The following is a 14732-nucleotide window of genomic DNA, read 5'->3' as shown; positions in this document are numbered from 1 at the left end:
TGGCTGCCTTTTCACTGCATGGAGGTTTCCCCAATGTCACTTGGAAGACGAGAATTTCTTGCTGCCACGGCAGCCATCGGCGCCAGCAGCTTTGCACCGTCGCTGTTCGCTCAGGCCCCCGCCCCCCAACGTTACCCGGTCGATGCATGGCAGGTGGTAGACGACCGATTCGCATCGTACAAGCTGTTCAACGCTCCGCTGGAGCGCGAATGGACAGGCGGGCTGTGGCTGGAAGGGCCTGCCTGGAACGCCGTCGGCCGCTACGCGGTGTTCAGCGATATCCCAAGAGCGCGACAGATGCGCTGGGACGAGGCCAGTGGTCAGGTCAGTGTGCTGCGTGACCACGTGGGGCACTCCAACGGCAACGCGTTCGATGATCGCGGTCGGCTGGTGGCCTGCGAACACTCCCCTGCACGGGTAGTACGCTATGAGTGGGACGGCAGCCTCAGCGTGCTGGCGAGCACCTACGAAGGCAAACCCCTGAATGCCCCGAATGATCTGGTAACGCTTCCGGGGGGCGCGATCATCTTTACCGACCCGGGTTACGGCGCTCACTCCGACTACGAGGGGCAGAAGCGTGAGCTGGAGCTGGACACTGCGATCTACTATTGGGAAGAAGGCCTGGACGAGCCTCGACGGCTGACTACCGAGCTGTTCAAGCCCAACGGCATCGCTCTGGGCCCGGACGGCACGTCCCTATACGTCACTGACACGGCCCCCTCTCACCATCCCGACCAACCTGCGACCATTACCCGCTTCACCCTGGACAGCGACCAGAAGACGCTAGGCGAAGCAACGCGGCTGGTCGAGAGCAAGACCGAGGGCTACGACGGCATGTGCTGCGACGAGGACGGCAACCTGTGGGTAGGTACGTCTGGAGGAGAGGGCATCGATGGTGTCAGCGTCTTCGCCAGTGACGGCACCCTCATCGGCCGTATTCTGCTACCAGAGGTGTGCGCCAACGTCTGCTTTGTGGGTGAGAAACGCAACCGCCTGCTGATGGCTGCCAGTCAGTCGATCTACACCCTGTACACCGGTGCACGGGGAATCTAGGGCTTGCCTGAAAAGTGCCTGCGCTCGGTCATACGGCGTTAAAAATCGGCTGGTACGCCAGCCCGGTCAAAATGCTCATTTACACCCTGTAAACTGCGCTTTCTCACCGTTTTTTGCCTTGTCCAACCTTCGCTCGTCGACTTTTCGTACAAACCCTAGACCTCCTGAGCCTAGCCCCGGCTCGCCGAAGCGAATCGGCGAGCCGGGGCGAATGTAGCGGCAAGGCCGTGAGACGCCAGCACTGCGCCGTGACGTCATTGCAGCTGCCCTTTACCGGTGCTCGCCGGCGACGCTACACGACCTTTCATCTTCGCACCCCGGGTTTACACCAGATCGACGCCCGCCCTTGCAGCTAGCGTGAAGCGTGCCGAAGCTGGCTCAGCTCTCATCGGAACCTGCACCGGAACTTGCATCGGAACGTGCAAAGGAGCAGGCGTCAGAATGTGCTCCGGGCCAGCGCCACTGGATCCACATGATGCCGTGATCACCGTGAGGGCAGTGCGCTCCTCGGCGCCGGTTCGCCAGACTGGCGTCGCGTCAGCGTGCCGAGTTGGCGACGCCCAGCGGTAGGCGTCACACACCACCACCGCATACGACAACAAAGAACGCTGCCCATGTTGCTTGCTCTACCTCGCCATACCCGTATGTTGTGTAGCACCACAGAGGAAGCTCGACATGCTTTCTGATTGGCTGTCGAAAAGCCTCGACGCTGCTTCCGCCTCGCTCCCGTCAGACGGCAGGATTCACGGCGGACACTACCGCATCGAAGCGCCAGGGGTGTTGCGCCTTACCCCAGACCACGTATCTCCCCACGCACGCGCCTGCGTGCTGTCAGCCGGTATCCACGGCAACGAGACGGCTCCCATTGAGCTGCTCGGAGACTGCCTGGCACGCCTTGAGGCCGGCTTCATCGAGCTGGGGGCTCCCGTGCTGGTGATCCTGGGCAACCTGGAAGCCATTCGACGCAACACGCGCTTCGTCGAGACCAACCTCAATCGGCTGTTCCGCCAAGGCCTGGACCAACCCGGTGATGAGGCCGACCGTGCGCGTGAACTGATGGCGGCAGTAGATACCTTCTTTGCTGACCACCCCCAGCTGTCACGCTTGCACTACGACCTGCATACCGCCATTCGCGACAGCCATTATCCGCGCTTCGTGGTGGCCCCCTTCGCTGACACGCTTACCGAACCACAGCAGTGGCGATGGATGGCCGGTGCTGGCATTCAGGCGGCGCTCAAGCAGCATCAGCATAGCTGGACCTTTTCCCACTACAGCAAGCACTACCACCAGGCCCAGGCGTTTACGCTGGAACTCGGCAAGGCGCTGCCCTTCGGTCACAATGATCTTGCGCCCCTTGCTGCCATGGGTGATTTGCTGTTGGCCTTGCTGAGCGGACTGTCTCCGCGAGAGGGGCAGATCGCGGATTTACAGGGCTTCGCGGTGGAAATGGAGGTCTTTCGCGAAAGCGAGGACTTTACGCTGTGCTTTGCCGACAACACCCCGAACTTCACCGAGTTCGCGCCGGGCGAGGTCGTCGCCCGCGACGCCAAGGCCGGTGAAACGCGCATCGGCGCAACACCACTGAGCGTGGTATTTCCCAACGCCAAGGTGGAACTCGGCGCCCGTGCAGCGCTTCTGGTCGCCCCTGTTGCTCTCGACATGGACTGACCCTGTACGCTGCGATCTCCCCGATATTCTCGAGATAACAACAACTTGGAGATAACATCATGATGACCCGCCCCTCCAGATTAGACGAAGGTATAATGCTTCTGTATTTCGCTTCGTCTGCTGCGCCGACCCAAGCCTGTTAGAATCCCCCGTTTTTTCGCGCCAGCCCGCGCCATTCGGCCGGCTTACCAGGCACGGCCGTTTTTCTCTGGAGCCCGATCCATGGCTGATACACCGATTCCGCTGGAAGTGCGCAATATCAAGAAGCGCTTCGGCAACACCGAAGTGCTCAAGGGGCTGTCCCTGGAGGCCCGCAAGGGTGACGTCATTACCCTGATCGGAGCTTCCGGCTCCGGCAAGAGTACCTTCCTGCGTTGCATGAACCTGCTCGAGCAGCCCAATGAAGGCGAACTGATCGTTCATGGCGAGCAGATCCGTTTCAAGGAAACCAAGCACGGGCGGGAACCCGCCGACTGGAACCAGGTGGTGCAGATGCGCGCCAAACTGTCGATGGTGTTCCAGAGCTTCAACCTGTGGGCCCACATGACCCTGCTGGAAAACGTCATCGAAGCGCCCGTGCATGTGCTGAAGAAGCCCAGGAAGGAAGCCATCCAGCATGCCAGGGCGCTGCTTGAGCGCGTTGGCCTGGCGGAGCGCGCCGACTACTATCCCGCCCAGCTTTCCGGAGGCCAACAGCAGCGCGGCGCCATCGCCCGCGCCCTGGCCATGGACCCGGAGGTGATGCTGTTCGACGAGCCGACGTCAGCGCTTGACCCGGAGCTGGTCGGCGACGTGCTCAAGGTCATGCGCGACCTGGCCGAAGAGGGCCGCACCATGATCGTGGTCACCCACGAGATGGCCTTTGCCCGGGACGTGTCCAGCCAGGTGATCTACCTGCACCAGGGGCAGGTAGAAGAAGCCGGTCCTCCCGATGAGGTGCTGGGCAATCCCCGTTCCGAGCGACTCAAGCAGTTTCTTGCACCCAAGCGCTGAGACGGCCAGGAGAGACCCATGATTGACCTTCACGGTTACGGGCCGCGCCTTCTCGAGGGAGCGCTGGTCACCATCGAGCTGGCAGTACTGTCATTGATCCTGGCCATTGTGCTGGGACTGATTACCGCCAGCGCAAAGATGTCACGCAACTGGGTCGCCCATCGTCTGGGAACCCTCTATACCACCATCATCCGCGGTGTCCCCGACCTGGTGCTGATGATGCTGCTGTTCTTTGGCGGCCAGATTGGCATCAATATGGTCACCGACTGGCTGTATGACCGCTTCGACATCGATATCTTCATCAACGTCAACGAGTTCGTGGCAGGCGTCCTGACCATCGGTCTGATCTTCGGCGCCTATATGGGAGAAACCTTCCGCGGCGCCTTTCTGGCCGTCGACAGCGGCCAGATCGAGGCCGGACGCGCCTACGGCATGAGCCATGCGCTGGTGTTCAGGCGCATCCGCTTTCCCCAGATGATGCGCCACGCTCTGCCCGGCCTTTCCAACAACTGGATGGTATTGCTCAAGACCACCGCACTGGTCTCGGTGATCGGCCTGTCGGACATGGTTCGGGTGGCCGCCGAAGCGTCCAAGGCCACCCGGGAACCCTTCCTGTTCATGATTATCGTCGCGATCATCTACCTGCTGATCGCCAGCGTCTCGGAGTGGTTCTTTGCCAAGCTGCAAAAGCGCTATGACGTCGGTTTTGGAGGCCATGACTGATGGAATCTGTGCTCGCCTCACTGGAGACAATGCTGGCCGACAACAGCATCTTCACCCTGGACACCCTGTCCTACTACGGTGAAGGACTGACAACAACGGTCCAACTGGTCTTCCTGTCGCTGATCGTTGGCCTGGTTGCTGCGGTCCCCCTGTCCATTGGCCGCGGTTCCAAGCGCCGGTGGATCAAGATGCCCATCTTCTTCTACACCTACGTCTTCCGCGGCACGCCGCTGCTGGTGCAGCTGTATCTTATCTACTATGGCGTCGTCTTCGTCGAGGGGATCCAGGACACCTGGCTCTGGGTGCTGCTGGAGAAGCCGTTCTTCCCGGCGCTGGTGGCGTTCTCCCTCAATACGGCGGCCTACACCACCGAGATCTTCCATGGCGCCATCAAGGCAACTCCCCGTGGAGAGATCGAAGCGGCCAGGGCCTACGGCATGCGCTACTCCCTGATGATGCGTCGCATCGTGCTGCCCAGCGCCTTTCGTCGGGCGCTACCGGCCTACGGCAACGAGGTCATCTTCATGCTCCACGCCAGCGCCATTGCCAGCGTGGTGACCATCATGGACCTGACCGGCGCCGCTCGCTTCGTCTACGCACGTTTCTATGCGCCCTTCGATGCCTTCCTGTTCGTCGCGGCCATCTACCTGTGCCTGACCTTCGCTATCCTCTATCTGTTCCGCTATCTCGAGAAGCGCTTGCTGGCGCACCTTAAGCCGGCTTCAGGCTAGAGACCAACGCCGGAGGCCAGTTCCTCCGGCGTCCCTTGAGGATCGTCAAACGAGCGTTGGGAACTACCGTTTCACTGCCCCCTTTTTTTCCTTCCTGACGGGGGCGTGATTCGCTAAGGTGGCATCATGCGTCCACGAGACGCCTGCCAGTACCCTCCTATCAACCATCTCTCATCAACAATAAGGGTCACTCCACATGACACTGCGCAACCTTTTTACCGCGAGTCTCATCGGCACGGCGGTGCTTGCCTCCACCGCCCAGGCTGAGGTTCGTGATATTCGCATCGGCGTCGACGTTCCCTACGAGCCCATGGAGTACCGCACCCCTGACGGCGAGCTGACCGGCTTTGACATCGACCTGGGCAATGCCCTGTGTGCCGAGGTCGGTATCCAGTGCGAGTGGGTGGTGCAGGGATGGGACGGCATCATTCCTGGCCTGATGGCACGCAAATACGACGCCATCATGTCGTCCATGACGATCAACGACGAGCGTCGCGAGCAGGTGCTGTTCTCTGACCCCTACTTCACTCCGCCGTCAGCCTGGTTTGCCCCTGCCGACCTGGAGATGGGCAACCCCGATGCCGAGGCCCTCGAGGGCATGACCATCGGTGTGCAGCGCGGCACCCTGCAGGACAACTACGTCACCGACCTGTACGGAGATGTCGCTGATGTCAGCCGCTACGCCACCGCCGACGACCTGGTCCTGGACATGGACTCTGGTCGCGTGGATATCGGCTTCCTCGACTATCCGGTGGGCAAGTCCACGCTGCTGGACAGCGATGCCGGTGACTACAAGGTGGTCGGTGAGCAGATCACCGAACCGAAGGAATACTTCGGTGACGGCTTCGGCATTGCCTTCCGCCAGCGCGACGAAGACCTGGCCAAGGCCTTCAATGACGCCCTGGCCACCCTCAAGGGCAATGGCACCTATGACGAGATCCATGCCAAGTACTTTGCTGAATAAATCGTACTTTGCTGAATAAATCGTACTTTGCTGGATACACAGTGCGTTGCTGAGTCACCTCACCCTGGCTCTGCATGACGTCGACCCTCTGGGGTCGGCGTCAACCACCACCGATCTGGACCTGAGCTGACCTGACGTGCCTTCGCCCTTGCTCCTCCACGGCGCGATGCCCCTATCTCGCCCCCTGTCCCTGCCCCAGTCGCTCTGGCTGGATGGCTTCGCCCTGAGCGAGTGGTTCGACGAATAATCGCTGGCGTCATCGGCGCCTGGCTATCTCCCGTACGACATCCCCCCGGTGTCTTTCCGCCTTATTATTGTGGGCGGTGAGCTTGTGTCTCGACCACACAACACTTTTCCGTTATTTGAGGATTTCCCCATGCCACGCTCTCCCATGCTGTTTGCCTCCACCCTGGCAGCTGTGATGCTTGCCACTCCTCCCGTCCTGGCCGACGACCCCCTGCGCCTGGCCGTCGACGTGCCCTACGAACCGTTCGAGTACAAGACCGCAGATGGCACTCTGACCGGCTTTGAAGTGGACCTGGGCAATGCCGTCTGCGCGCACCTCGAGATCCAGTGCACCTGGGTGGAGCAACCCTGGGACGGCATGATTCCGGCGCTGATGGCGCGCAAGTTCGACGCCATCATGTCGTCCATGGCGATCACCGAGGAACGCAGCCGCCAGGTACTGTTCTCCGAGCCTTACTACACCACGCCGAGCGCCTGGATCACGCCACGTGGCCGGGACATCGACATCTCCGACAAGGCAAGCCTTGAAGGGCTCACGGCTGGCGTCCAGCGCGCTACCCTGCAGGATCGCTACGTGACCGACCTGTACGGCGATGTGCTCGAGGTACGCCGCTATGCCAGCGCCGACGATGTGGTCGCCGACCTGCGTGCCGGCCGTCTTGACCTGACCTTCATGGACTACCCCATCGCCGAGGCGATGATCGAGATCGATACCGAGGCAAGCGATTTTGTGCGCATCAGCGACTTCATCAAGGAGCCCGACACCTACTTCGGACAAGGCGTCGGCGTTGCCTTCCGCAAGCGTGATCGCGACCTCGCCGAGCGCTTCAATCAAGCGCTGGCAGAGCTCAAGGCCAATGGGACCTACGACGAGATCATGAGCGAGTACTTCAGCTACGACATTAAACTGTAGCCATGCCTCTACCAGATCCGGGCGGTGAACGCCGCCCGGCCTGGAGTGCCGAACGCTGGCTGGCGTTGCGCCAGCCACATCCCAGCCTCGACCGACCCGCAGGAACCGCCATGCTGACCCTTCTCAAGAATGCGCGGCTGTATGCCCCAGCTCCGCTTGGCCTCAAGCATCTGCTGATCGCCGACCAACGCATCGCCGCCATACTCGACCCGCAGGATAGCCCGGACATTCACTTGCCCGGTCTCTCGGTCCAGGACCTGGAGGGGCGGCGAGTGATTCCTGGCCTGGTGGATCCGCTGGTCCATATGACCGGCGGCGGCGGCGAGGGCGGCTTTGGCACCCGCACCCCGGAGCTGCGTCTCGAGGACGCCGTGAGCTCCGGCGTCACCACCCTGATCGGCGCCCTGGGGACCGACGCCCTGACCCGCACCCCGGCCAACCTGCTCGGCAAGGTGCGCGAGCTCGCCGCCGGGGGACTGAGTTGCTACGCCTATACCGGGTCCTACCAGCTTCCCCCGGTCACCCTGACCGGCTCCGTCGCTCAGGACATCCTGTATATTCCTGAATACATCGGTGTGGGAGAGGTCGCCATCAGCGACCACCGCGGTTCCCAACCGTCCATTCAGGAGCTGGCCCGGCTGGCATCGGATAGCCGCACTGCGGGCATGCTGGCGGGCAAGTCCGGCATTGTGTTCATCCACACCGGCGACGCCGCAGGGGGACTCGAGATCCTGCGCGAGGTGGCACGTACCACGGCACTGCCTATCGCTCAGTTCATGCCCACCCATATCAACCGCACCGCGACCCTGTTCGAAGACGGGCTGCGTTTCGCCCGTGACGGCGGCCGCATCGACCTCACGACCAGTACCACCCCGGAGCTGCTCGCCGAGGGCGAAGTCCCCGCCTCGGAAGCGGTCGCGCGGGCGCTCAAGGCGCGTGTCGAGCCCTCGCGCGTGACGCTCTCGTCAGACGCCAACGCTTCTCTGCCGCGCTTCGATGACCATGGCCGCTTCATTGGCCTCAAGGCGGGACGCCTCGACAGCCTGTTCGAGGTCGTGGGCGAATGTGTCAACGACCACGGTATCGCGCTGGAGAACGCACTAGGCTTCGCCAGCAGCCACAGTGCGGACGCCCTGGGCCTTGCCCGCAAGGGACGCCTCACGGTGGGGCAGGATGCGGACCTGCTGGTTCTTGCTGACGACGCCTGGGCAATTGACGAGGTCTGGGCGCTGGGACGATGCGTGCATCGACGTGACACAGATCGTTAGTCGTGTAAGGATTATTGGCGGATCACAGACTGAAGGCTGTCCCACGAGCTTGGGCGGCCAGCGCAACGACCGTTGAGTGAGCGTGCGATGGCTGACAAATCGATGTGCCAAGCCCGTGTCTCCCCCATCCACGAGGAGAGCCTATGAAAACCTACGACAAGTCACCCGAGGCCATTGCCCGTCTCAATCGTGAACAGTACCGGGTCACTCAGGAGAGCGGTACCGAGCGTCCTGGCACCGGCGAGTATCTGCATCATCATGAACCGGGCATCTACGTGGACATTGTCTCCGGCGAACCCCTGTTCGCGTCGTCGGACAAGTATGAGTCCGGCTGCGGATGGCCAAGTTTCACCAAGCCCATTGCGCCTGCCTACGTCAATGAACTGGTGGACTCGTCCCATGGCATGATCCGTACCGAGGTGCGCTCCAGCCATGGCGACAGCCACCTGGGTCATGTCTTTCCAGACGGCCCTAGAGACAAGGGTGGCATGCGTTATTGCATCAACTCGGCGTCGCTCAGGTTCATCCACCGCGATGACATGGAAGCCGAAGGCTACGGCGAGTACCTGGATCAAGTGGAGGAGATCTGAACATGGCACTACAACGCGCAGTTCTGGCAGGAGGTTGCTTCTGGGGCATGCAGGATCTGATCCGCAAGCTGCCAGGCGTCGAAAGTACACGTGTCGGCTACACCGGTGGCGACGTGGAAAACGCCACCTATCGCCACCATGGCACCCATGCCGAGGGCATCGAGATCATGTTTGACCCGGCGGTGATCAGCTATCGTCGACTGCTGGAGTACTTCTTCCAGATTCATGATCCGACGACGGTCAACCGTCAGGGTAACGATCGTGGCATGTCCTACCGGTCCGCCATCTACTACGTGGACGAGGACCAGAAGGCAGAGGCGCTGAACACCATTGCCGATGTCGACGCCTCGGGACTGTGGCCGGGCAAGGTGGTGACCGAAGTGGAGCCTGTAGGCGACTTCTGGGAAGCCGAGCCGGAGCACCAGGATTACCTGGAACGTCTTCCCAACGGCTATACCTGCCACTTCCCGCGCCCGGATTGGGTCCTGCCCAAGCGCACGGAAGAGGCCTGAGGTTGCCTCCAGGCAGGCGGCAATCGCGCGCTAAGCACGCGATGTCCTGCCGTTGGTATGCGAACTGCGACACCGCCCTTCTGGGCGGTGTCGTCGTTTCTCACGGGGTTCAACGCCGGGGATGCGCACCGCCCACATGAACCCCGGCGTCTCCTCCACCACTCACGTCCCCTACCGGCTGCGCCAGTTCGTTGAGAATGCCGCACTCTCCCGCCGTGCCATGCCCAGCGCAGCGCTGCCTGAGCCCCTCGAGCTCCGCCTTCAATCGGGACAGCTGGGCAATTCTCTGCTCCACATGGCCCAGGTGTGCCTCGATCAACGCATCGGCATCTTCACAGGGACGCTCCGGGTGATCCTGGCAGACCAGCAGCGCGCGGATTTCGTCCAGGGTCATGTCCAGCGCGCGGCAGTGGCGAATGAAATCCAGCCGCTCGGCGTGGGCATCACGATACACGCGATAGTTGCCGTCACTGCGCTCGGGCTCGGGCAGCAACCCTTCGCGCTCGTAGTAGCGCAGCGTTTCTACCTTCACCCCACTACGACGGGCCAGTTCTCCTATCTTCATTTACGGCCTCCCCATTCTCTCGACGTTCTTGGCATGTCACCGACGCTCTTGGCATGTCATCGAAGCTTGCGCCATGCCTTCGCCGCCCATGCTGGACGTATTCTCGCGGCAGGTGATCTCGTGACTCACTCGGATGCTTGACTCTGTAGTCACTACAGGGTGTCAACTTGGATACCAGAATCCTCTTTGGAGTTCCAGGCATGGCTGATCTTGAGCGCCAGACACCGTCAGACGACCCCTCATCCTGCTGCAGTGTCGGGCACACGAAAGCGTCCTGCGGCAACGACCCGAGCGGAACGTCGAGTGCGAACTGTTCGTCGACCCAGAGCGCGTCGACCCAGAATGCACCGACCGACAGTACCTCTGCGGCTACGCCGGAAGGCACTCAGCGCCTGGACGTGATCGTTGACGAAATGTGCTGTCCGACTGAAGAGCGCGTCCTGCGCAAAGCACTGAACAGCCTGCCAGGCGTCGAGCAGCTGACCTTTGACACCATGCAGCGTCGGCTCACCATCCATCACCGAAATGTGGACCGCCGGGCGGTCGCGTCGCGTATTCAGGAGGCGGGAATGACGGCTCGCTTCCTTGATCAGGCCAAGCAGGAGCCCCCCCGCGATAGCGCTTCTCTGCCCTGGGCTCGCCTGGCAGTCGCCGGCGCACTGGCCCTGGGGGCAGAGGTCACCGGCTGGCTTGGCCTGGGCGTGCCCTGGTTGGCGGCGCTGCTGGCCATTATCGCCATCGCCATGGTGGGGCTGCCCACCTGGAAGAAAGGCTTGCTGGCGCTACGCCAGGGCACCCTCAATATCAATGCCCTGATGAGCGTTGCCGTCACCGGCGCCATGCTGATTGGGCACTGGTCCGAGGCGGCCATGGTGATTGTGCTGTTCACCCTGGCGGAGCATCTGGAAGCGCGCTCGCTGGAGCGCGCCCGCCGGGCCATCTCAGGCTTGCTTGACCTGGCGCCTCCCATGGCAAGAGTGCGCGACGAGAGCGCAGCCGAGGCGAACCGTTGGCGCGAGATCAAGGCAGAAGAGGTCAGGCCTGGGGCTTTGGTCAGGGTGTTCGCCGGTGAACGCCTGGCGCTGGATGGTGAAATTGTGCGCGGTGAAGCGAGCCTGGATGAAGCCCCTATCACGGGCGAAAGCCTGCCTCGCGAACGCGGTCCAGGTGACACCGTTTACGCAGGCTCGATCAATCTATCCGGCGATCTCGACTATCGCGTGACACGCGACGCCAGTGACACCACCCTGGCCCGCATCATTCACGCCGTAGAGGACGCCCAGTCACGGCGTGCGCCGACCCAGCGCACCATCGACCGCTTCGCCGCCGTCTACACGCCGGTGGTCTTTGTCCTGGCGCTGGTCGTAGCTGTCGGCTGGCCTTTGCTGGGCCTCGGTCCGTGGCTCGACGGCGTCTATCGTGCCCTGGTCCTGCTGGTCATTGCCTGCCCCTGCGCCCTGGTCATCTCGACCCCGGTCACCGTGGTCAGCGGGCTCGGCGCCGCCGCTCGCCAGGGAATTCTGATCAAGGGAGGCGCCTTTCTGGAGCAGGCCACCCGCCTGACCCACCTGGCCATGGACAAGACCGGTACCCTGACCGAGGGCAAGCCACACCTGGTCAGCGCCAGTGCCATCGGCAACACGTCCGACAAGGACTGCCACCGCCTGGCCGTGGCCCTGGCCGAGCGCTCCAACCATCCGGTGTCCCGCGCGCTGGTGGTGGGGTTGGGCGCGCAGCCCGATGTCTCTCTCGAGCAGGTCGAGGAGCGCAGTGGTCGTGGTCTAGTGGCCAGGGAGGCGATAAGCGACACCGATATGGCTGCTCGGTTATGGCTCGGCAATGGCCGTCTGGCCCGCGACATGGGCGTCGACGACACGGTACTGCTGAGTCATGGACCAACGGATGATGCTGCTGGCGTCGTCTGGCTTGGCCGCGACGCGACCGTGCTGGGTAGCTTCAAGGTACGGGATGCCCTGCGCCCGAGCAGCAAGGCGGCGATCAAGCGCCTGCATCGCCAAGGCGTCAAGGTCAGCGTGCTCAGCGGCGACAGCCAGTCCCGAGTCGATGCCATCGCCCTGGAAGCCGGCATCGACGAAGCCTTCGGCGAGTTGCTGCCGGAAGACAAGCTCGAGCACCTCGATGCCCTGGCCAAGCGCGGCACCACCGGCATGGTCGGCGATGGCATCAACGATGCACCGGCGCTGGCCCGAGCCGATGTCGGCATCGCCATGGGCGCGGCGGGCAGCGACGTGGCCATCGAGACCGCCGATATCGCGTTGATGAACGATGACCCGGCCAGCCTGCCGAGGCTGATCGACCTGGCCCGCACCACTCGGCGACTGCTGGTGCAGAACATTGCGCTGGCGCTGGGGATCAAGGCCGTGTTTCTGGCCCTCGCCCTGACCGGCAACGCCACCCTGTGGATGGCCGTCTTCGCCGACCTGGGATCGAGCCTTCTGGTGGTAGGCAATGGGCTGAGGATTCTGACGTATCGGACCGAGTCATAAGCGCGGTGGGCTCGAGGGAGTCGGGCATATGCTCTACATCTGCCTATCGACGCAACTACGCTATGCAGAGAGCGAAGCCTCAGGAGGAGCGTGACATGCGAACCGTGTCAATTTTCAAGAATGGCAAGAGCCAGACCGTTCAACTACCCGCTGACATGGCCTATGAAGGCATAAGAGAGCTGGAAATCACCCGAGACGGCGATGTGATTACCCTTCGTCCTGCTCGCCCGTCCTGGGAGTCATTCAAGGATTTACCCAAGGCAGACGACAACTTCCTGCAGGAGCGCCCGTCCGTCGTGAACAACGAGAGCAGGTTCCACCTGTGACGACCTAATATGCTCGATACCTGAACTTGCTCGTTCATCATGCGAGAACGTCTGGTGAGGGTTATCCAGCGTTTGAGCGAAGCGGTCGAATCGGGAAACCGGATCGTCGTGTCGGCCATCACCTACGCTGAAATGCGCTACGGCCAGGTCGGCAAAAAGGCGTTGGCCAAACACAAGACCTTGGTGGACGAGTTCGTCAAACGACTCGATGACATATTGCCGTGGGATCAACTCGCGGTAGACGCTGCGCTGGCAATCATGAGCACTCTAAGGAGCGCGGGCCCCCCCATCGGGTATAACGATACGGGGATCGCAGGGCACGCCATAGCATCCGGCGCCATTTTGGTGACCAATAACGTTCGAGAATTTGGCCGCGTAGAAGGCCTTGTGTATCAGGATTGGTGTCATCAACACCCAACGTGATCCGGGGTGCACCGAACTCCACTGAGCATCCGCTTGTCGTTGGCCCGTGATCCACGTTTATTGGGCAAGATCAGTCATCAGTTACGGCCTCCACCGACAATCGGCCAGGCTCAGCGGCCGCCCAGAGAAGCACGTGGACATCCAGCAGAAGGTTCACGTCAAGCGCCAAACATATCCGCGATCTCGCGCTCAGCCATTAGGTCGAAGTCCTCCGGCACGCTGAACTGGCCTTCCAGAAAGCCAAGGCGTCTCTGCTGACCAGGCCCTGGACTATCAATAGCCGTGACACGCACCATGGGCTTACCCGCCTTGGCGATGATGAACCCCTCGCCTTGCTGCGCGCGAGCGACTAGCTGTACCAATTGCGTGCTGGCTTCATGGATATCAAAGGACCGCATGCTCTTCCCCCGCCTGGTCACGACAAACTGCCTGCGACATAAGACAAGCGTACAACCGTATACTGCTTGCTCCAGTCATCGTCACCACACTACCTGACCGCGATCGCCTCGCGCATAAAGCGCAGTATCCACTCGGCCATCACGGCGTCGTCGATTCGCCCGGACAATGATGCCTGTCCCTGGCGCACCCGGGCGTCTCCCACCAGGCCCTGGCGCAGGTTCATCAAGTCACGGGAGTAGTCCGGGCGAAATTCCGGGTGCCCCTGAACCCCGAGGAAGCAGCGGCCCACCCGGATCAGGTAGTGGGGACAGAAGCCACTCCCCCCAAGCGTACAGGCGCCATCGGGCAGCACCTCCACCTGGTCCTGGTGACTGACCAGCAGGTCAAGCGCTTCCTGCCATGGCGTCATCCAGGGTTCGCGTTCGACTACCCGATTGTTGGACAGGCCAACCCCCCACCCCTTGGGGCTCTTGATGACCTCGCCGCCTAGCGCCTTGACGATCAACTGGTGGCCAAAGCAGATGCCCACCAGCGGCTTCTCGGCACGATAGAGATCGCGTACGAATCCCTCGAGACGATCGATCCAGTCATGGCCGTCGTTGACCCCAAACTTGGAACCGGTGGTCAGCCAGGCGTCCACCGCTTCGATATCCGTTGGAATCTCGCCATCCAGGCAGCGATAGACCTGCCACTCTAGCGTCACGCCAAGATCGTATGCCGCCGGCGCCAGCAACGCCTCGAACATGGCGGGATAGTTGCCATGGGCGGCGATCAGTTCAGGTGCCACGTCATCGCACTGCAGTAGACCGATTCGCATGATGTTCTCCATCACCAGTACTCCCTTGACGCTG

General features: G+C 62.0%; 16 protein-coding genes. 13 read left to right on the top strand and 3 right to left on the bottom strand.

Features of this window, described 5'->3' with window-relative positions:
* Window positions 1–33 precede the first annotated feature (33 nt).
* From KUV72_RS01205 to msrA, 10 genes are all read left to right on the top strand, one after another.
* Window positions 34–1053, top strand: a complete 1020-nt coding sequence (locus KUV72_RS01205) for an SMP-30/gluconolactonase/LRE family protein (RefSeq protein WP_206939926.1) — start codon at window positions 34–36, stop codon at window positions 1051–1053.
* Window positions 1054–1728: 675 nt separating this feature from the next.
* Complete coding sequence (locus KUV72_RS01200; protein WP_222237165.1) at window positions 1729–2721, top strand: succinylglutamate desuccinylase; 993 nt, start codon at window positions 1729–1731, stop codon at window positions 2719–2721.
* Window positions 2722–2943: 222 nt separating this feature from the next.
* A complete protein-coding gene (locus KUV72_RS01195; RefSeq protein ID WP_206939928.1) occupies window positions 2944–3714 on the top strand; it encodes an ABC transporter ATP-binding protein in 771 nt (256 codons plus the stop codon).
* Between the two features lie 18 nt (window positions 3715–3732).
* Complete coding sequence (locus tag KUV72_RS01190) at window positions 3733–4437, top strand: ABC transporter permease (protein ID WP_206939930.1); 705 nt, start codon at window positions 3733–3735, stop codon at window positions 4435–4437.
* A complete protein-coding gene (locus tag KUV72_RS01185) occupies window positions 4437–5168 on the top strand; it encodes an ABC transporter permease (protein ID WP_222161695.1) in 732 nt (243 codons plus the stop codon). Before KUV72_RS01190 ends, KUV72_RS01185 begins: the two co-directional genes overlap by 1 nt.
* A 196-nt stretch (window positions 5169–5364) precedes the next feature.
* Window positions 5365–6132 carry a transporter substrate-binding domain-containing protein gene (locus KUV72_RS01180; RefSeq protein ID WP_374107035.1) on the top strand — a complete coding sequence of 256 codons (768 nt, stop codon included), beginning with the start codon at window positions 5365–5367 and terminating at the stop codon, window positions 6130–6132.
* A gap of 376 nt (window positions 6133–6508) precedes the next feature.
* Window positions 6509–7291: a transporter substrate-binding domain-containing protein gene (locus tag KUV72_RS01175; RefSeq protein ID WP_409995875.1), complete on the top strand. Its 783-nt coding sequence runs from the start codon at window positions 6509–6511 to the stop codon at window positions 7289–7291.
* Between the two features lie 110 nt (window positions 7292–7401).
* Window positions 7402–8559, top strand: a complete 1158-nt coding sequence (gene iadA / locus KUV72_RS01170; protein WP_222237164.1) for a beta-aspartyl-peptidase — start codon at window positions 7402–7404, stop codon at window positions 8557–8559.
* A gap of 143 nt (window positions 8560–8702) precedes the next feature.
* Window positions 8703–9149 carry a peptide-methionine (R)-S-oxide reductase MsrB gene (msrB, locus tag KUV72_RS01165; protein ID WP_206939936.1) on the top strand — a complete coding sequence of 149 codons (447 nt, stop codon included), beginning with the start codon at window positions 8703–8705 and terminating at the stop codon, window positions 9147–9149.
* A 2-nt stretch (window positions 9150–9151) separates the two neighbouring features.
* Entirely contained in the window at window positions 9152–9661 is a 510-nt protein-coding gene (gene msrA / locus KUV72_RS01160; protein WP_206939938.1) for a peptide-methionine (S)-S-oxide reductase MsrA, read from the top strand.
* Window positions 9662–9770: 109 nt separating this feature from the next.
* On the opposite strand, the gene cadR is transcribed toward msrA, so the two are convergent.
* Window positions 9771–10226, bottom strand: a complete 456-nt coding sequence (cadR, locus tag KUV72_RS01155) for a Cd(II)/Pb(II)-responsive transcriptional regulator (protein WP_222237163.1) — start codon at window positions 10224–10226, stop codon at window positions 9771–9773.
* A gap of 200 nt (window positions 10227–10426) precedes the next feature.
* On the opposite strand from cadR, the gene KUV72_RS01150 reads away from it, so the two are divergent.
* The 3 genes from KUV72_RS01150 (at window position 10427) to KUV72_RS01140 (ending at window position 13482) form a co-directional block, all read left to right on the top strand.
* Window positions 10427–12733 carry a heavy metal translocating P-type ATPase gene (locus tag KUV72_RS01150; RefSeq protein ID WP_222237162.1) on the top strand — a complete coding sequence of 769 codons (2307 nt, stop codon included), beginning with the start codon at window positions 10427–10429 and terminating at the stop codon, window positions 12731–12733.
* Between the two features lie 95 nt (window positions 12734–12828).
* Window positions 12829–13059 carry a type II toxin-antitoxin system VapB family antitoxin gene (vapB, locus tag KUV72_RS01145; protein WP_222237161.1) on the top strand — a complete coding sequence of 77 codons (231 nt, stop codon included), beginning with the start codon at window positions 12829–12831 and terminating at the stop codon, window positions 13057–13059.
* Between the two features lie 39 nt (window positions 13060–13098).
* Window positions 13099–13482, top strand: coding sequence for a type II toxin-antitoxin system VapC family toxin (locus KUV72_RS01140; protein ID WP_261317278.1), 384 nt, complete (start codon window positions 13099–13101; stop codon window positions 13480–13482).
* A 158-nt stretch (window positions 13483–13640) separates the two neighbouring features.
* Here the strand turns inward: KUV72_RS01140 and KUV72_RS01135 are convergent, their stop codons facing one another.
* Entirely contained in the window at window positions 13641–13880 is a 240-nt protein-coding gene (locus KUV72_RS01135) for a type II toxin-antitoxin system Phd/YefM family antitoxin (RefSeq protein WP_222237160.1), read from the bottom strand.
* 89 nt (window positions 13881–13969) lie between these two features.
* Window positions 13970–14698, bottom strand: coding sequence for a glutamine amidotransferase-related protein (locus tag KUV72_RS01130; RefSeq protein ID WP_206939945.1), 729 nt, complete (start codon window positions 14696–14698; stop codon window positions 13970–13972).
* Window positions 14699–14732 lie beyond the last annotated feature (34 nt).

This window comes from Halomonas sp. DP4Y7-1 (assembly GCF_019800705.1).
In the GTDB taxonomy this organism is placed as follows: domain Bacteria; phylum Pseudomonadota; class Gammaproteobacteria; order Pseudomonadales; family Halomonadaceae; genus Halomonas; species Halomonas litopenaei_A.
The sequence above is the reverse complement of the archived record's forward strand: the minus strand, read 5'-3'. Positions and strand labels throughout refer to the sequence as shown.

Excerpts from the sequence above, each read along its gene's own strand:
- KUV72_RS01190 (WP_206939930.1), top strand. The coding sequence starts at position 3,733 with ATGATTGACCTTCACGGTTACGGGCCGCGCCTTCTCGAGGGAGCGCTG.
- KUV72_RS01195 (WP_206939928.1), top strand. The coding sequence starts at position 2,944 with ATGGCTGATACACCGATTCCGCTGGAAGTGCGCAATATCAAGAAGCGC.
- cadR (WP_222237163.1), bottom strand. The coding sequence starts at position 10,226 with ATGAAGATAGGAGAACTGGCCCGTCGTAGTGGGGTGAAGGTAGAAACG.
- vapB (WP_222237161.1), top strand. The coding sequence starts at position 12,829 with ATGCGAACCGTGTCAATTTTCAAGAATGGCAAGAGCCAGACCGTTCAA.
- iadA (WP_222237164.1), top strand. The coding sequence starts at position 7,402 with ATGCTGACCCTTCTCAAGAATGCGCGGCTGTATGCCCCAGCTCCGCTT.
- KUV72_RS01175 (WP_409995875.1), top strand. The coding sequence starts at position 6,509 with ATGCCACGCTCTCCCATGCTGTTTGCCTCCACCCTGGCAGCTGTGATG.
- KUV72_RS01205 (WP_206939926.1), top strand. The coding sequence starts at position 34 with ATGTCACTTGGAAGACGAGAATTTCTTGCTGCCACGGCAGCCATCGGC.
- KUV72_RS01140 (WP_261317278.1), top strand. The coding sequence starts at position 13,099 with ATGCGAGAACGTCTGGTGAGGGTTATCCAGCGTTTGAGCGAAGCGGTC.
- KUV72_RS01180 (WP_374107035.1), top strand. The coding sequence starts at position 5,365 with ATGACACTGCGCAACCTTTTTACCGCGAGTCTCATCGGCACGGCGGTG.
- KUV72_RS01200 (WP_222237165.1), top strand. The coding sequence starts at position 1,729 with ATGCTTTCTGATTGGCTGTCGAAAAGCCTCGACGCTGCTTCCGCCTCG.
- msrA (WP_206939938.1), top strand. The coding sequence starts at position 9,152 with ATGGCACTACAACGCGCAGTTCTGGCAGGAGGTTGCTTCTGGGGCATG.
- msrB (WP_206939936.1), top strand. The coding sequence starts at position 8,703 with ATGAAAACCTACGACAAGTCACCCGAGGCCATTGCCCGTCTCAATCGT.
- KUV72_RS01185 (WP_222161695.1), top strand. The coding sequence starts at position 4,437 with ATGGAATCTGTGCTCGCCTCACTGGAGACAATGCTGGCCGACAACAGC.
- KUV72_RS01130 (WP_206939945.1), bottom strand. The coding sequence starts at position 14,698 with ATGCGAATCGGTCTACTGCAGTGCGATGACGTGGCACCTGAACTGATC.
- KUV72_RS01150 (WP_222237162.1), top strand. The coding sequence starts at position 10,427 with ATGGCTGATCTTGAGCGCCAGACACCGTCAGACGACCCCTCATCCTGC.
- KUV72_RS01135 (WP_222237160.1), bottom strand. The coding sequence starts at position 13,880 with ATGCGGTCCTTTGATATCCATGAAGCCAGCACGCAATTGGTACAGCTA.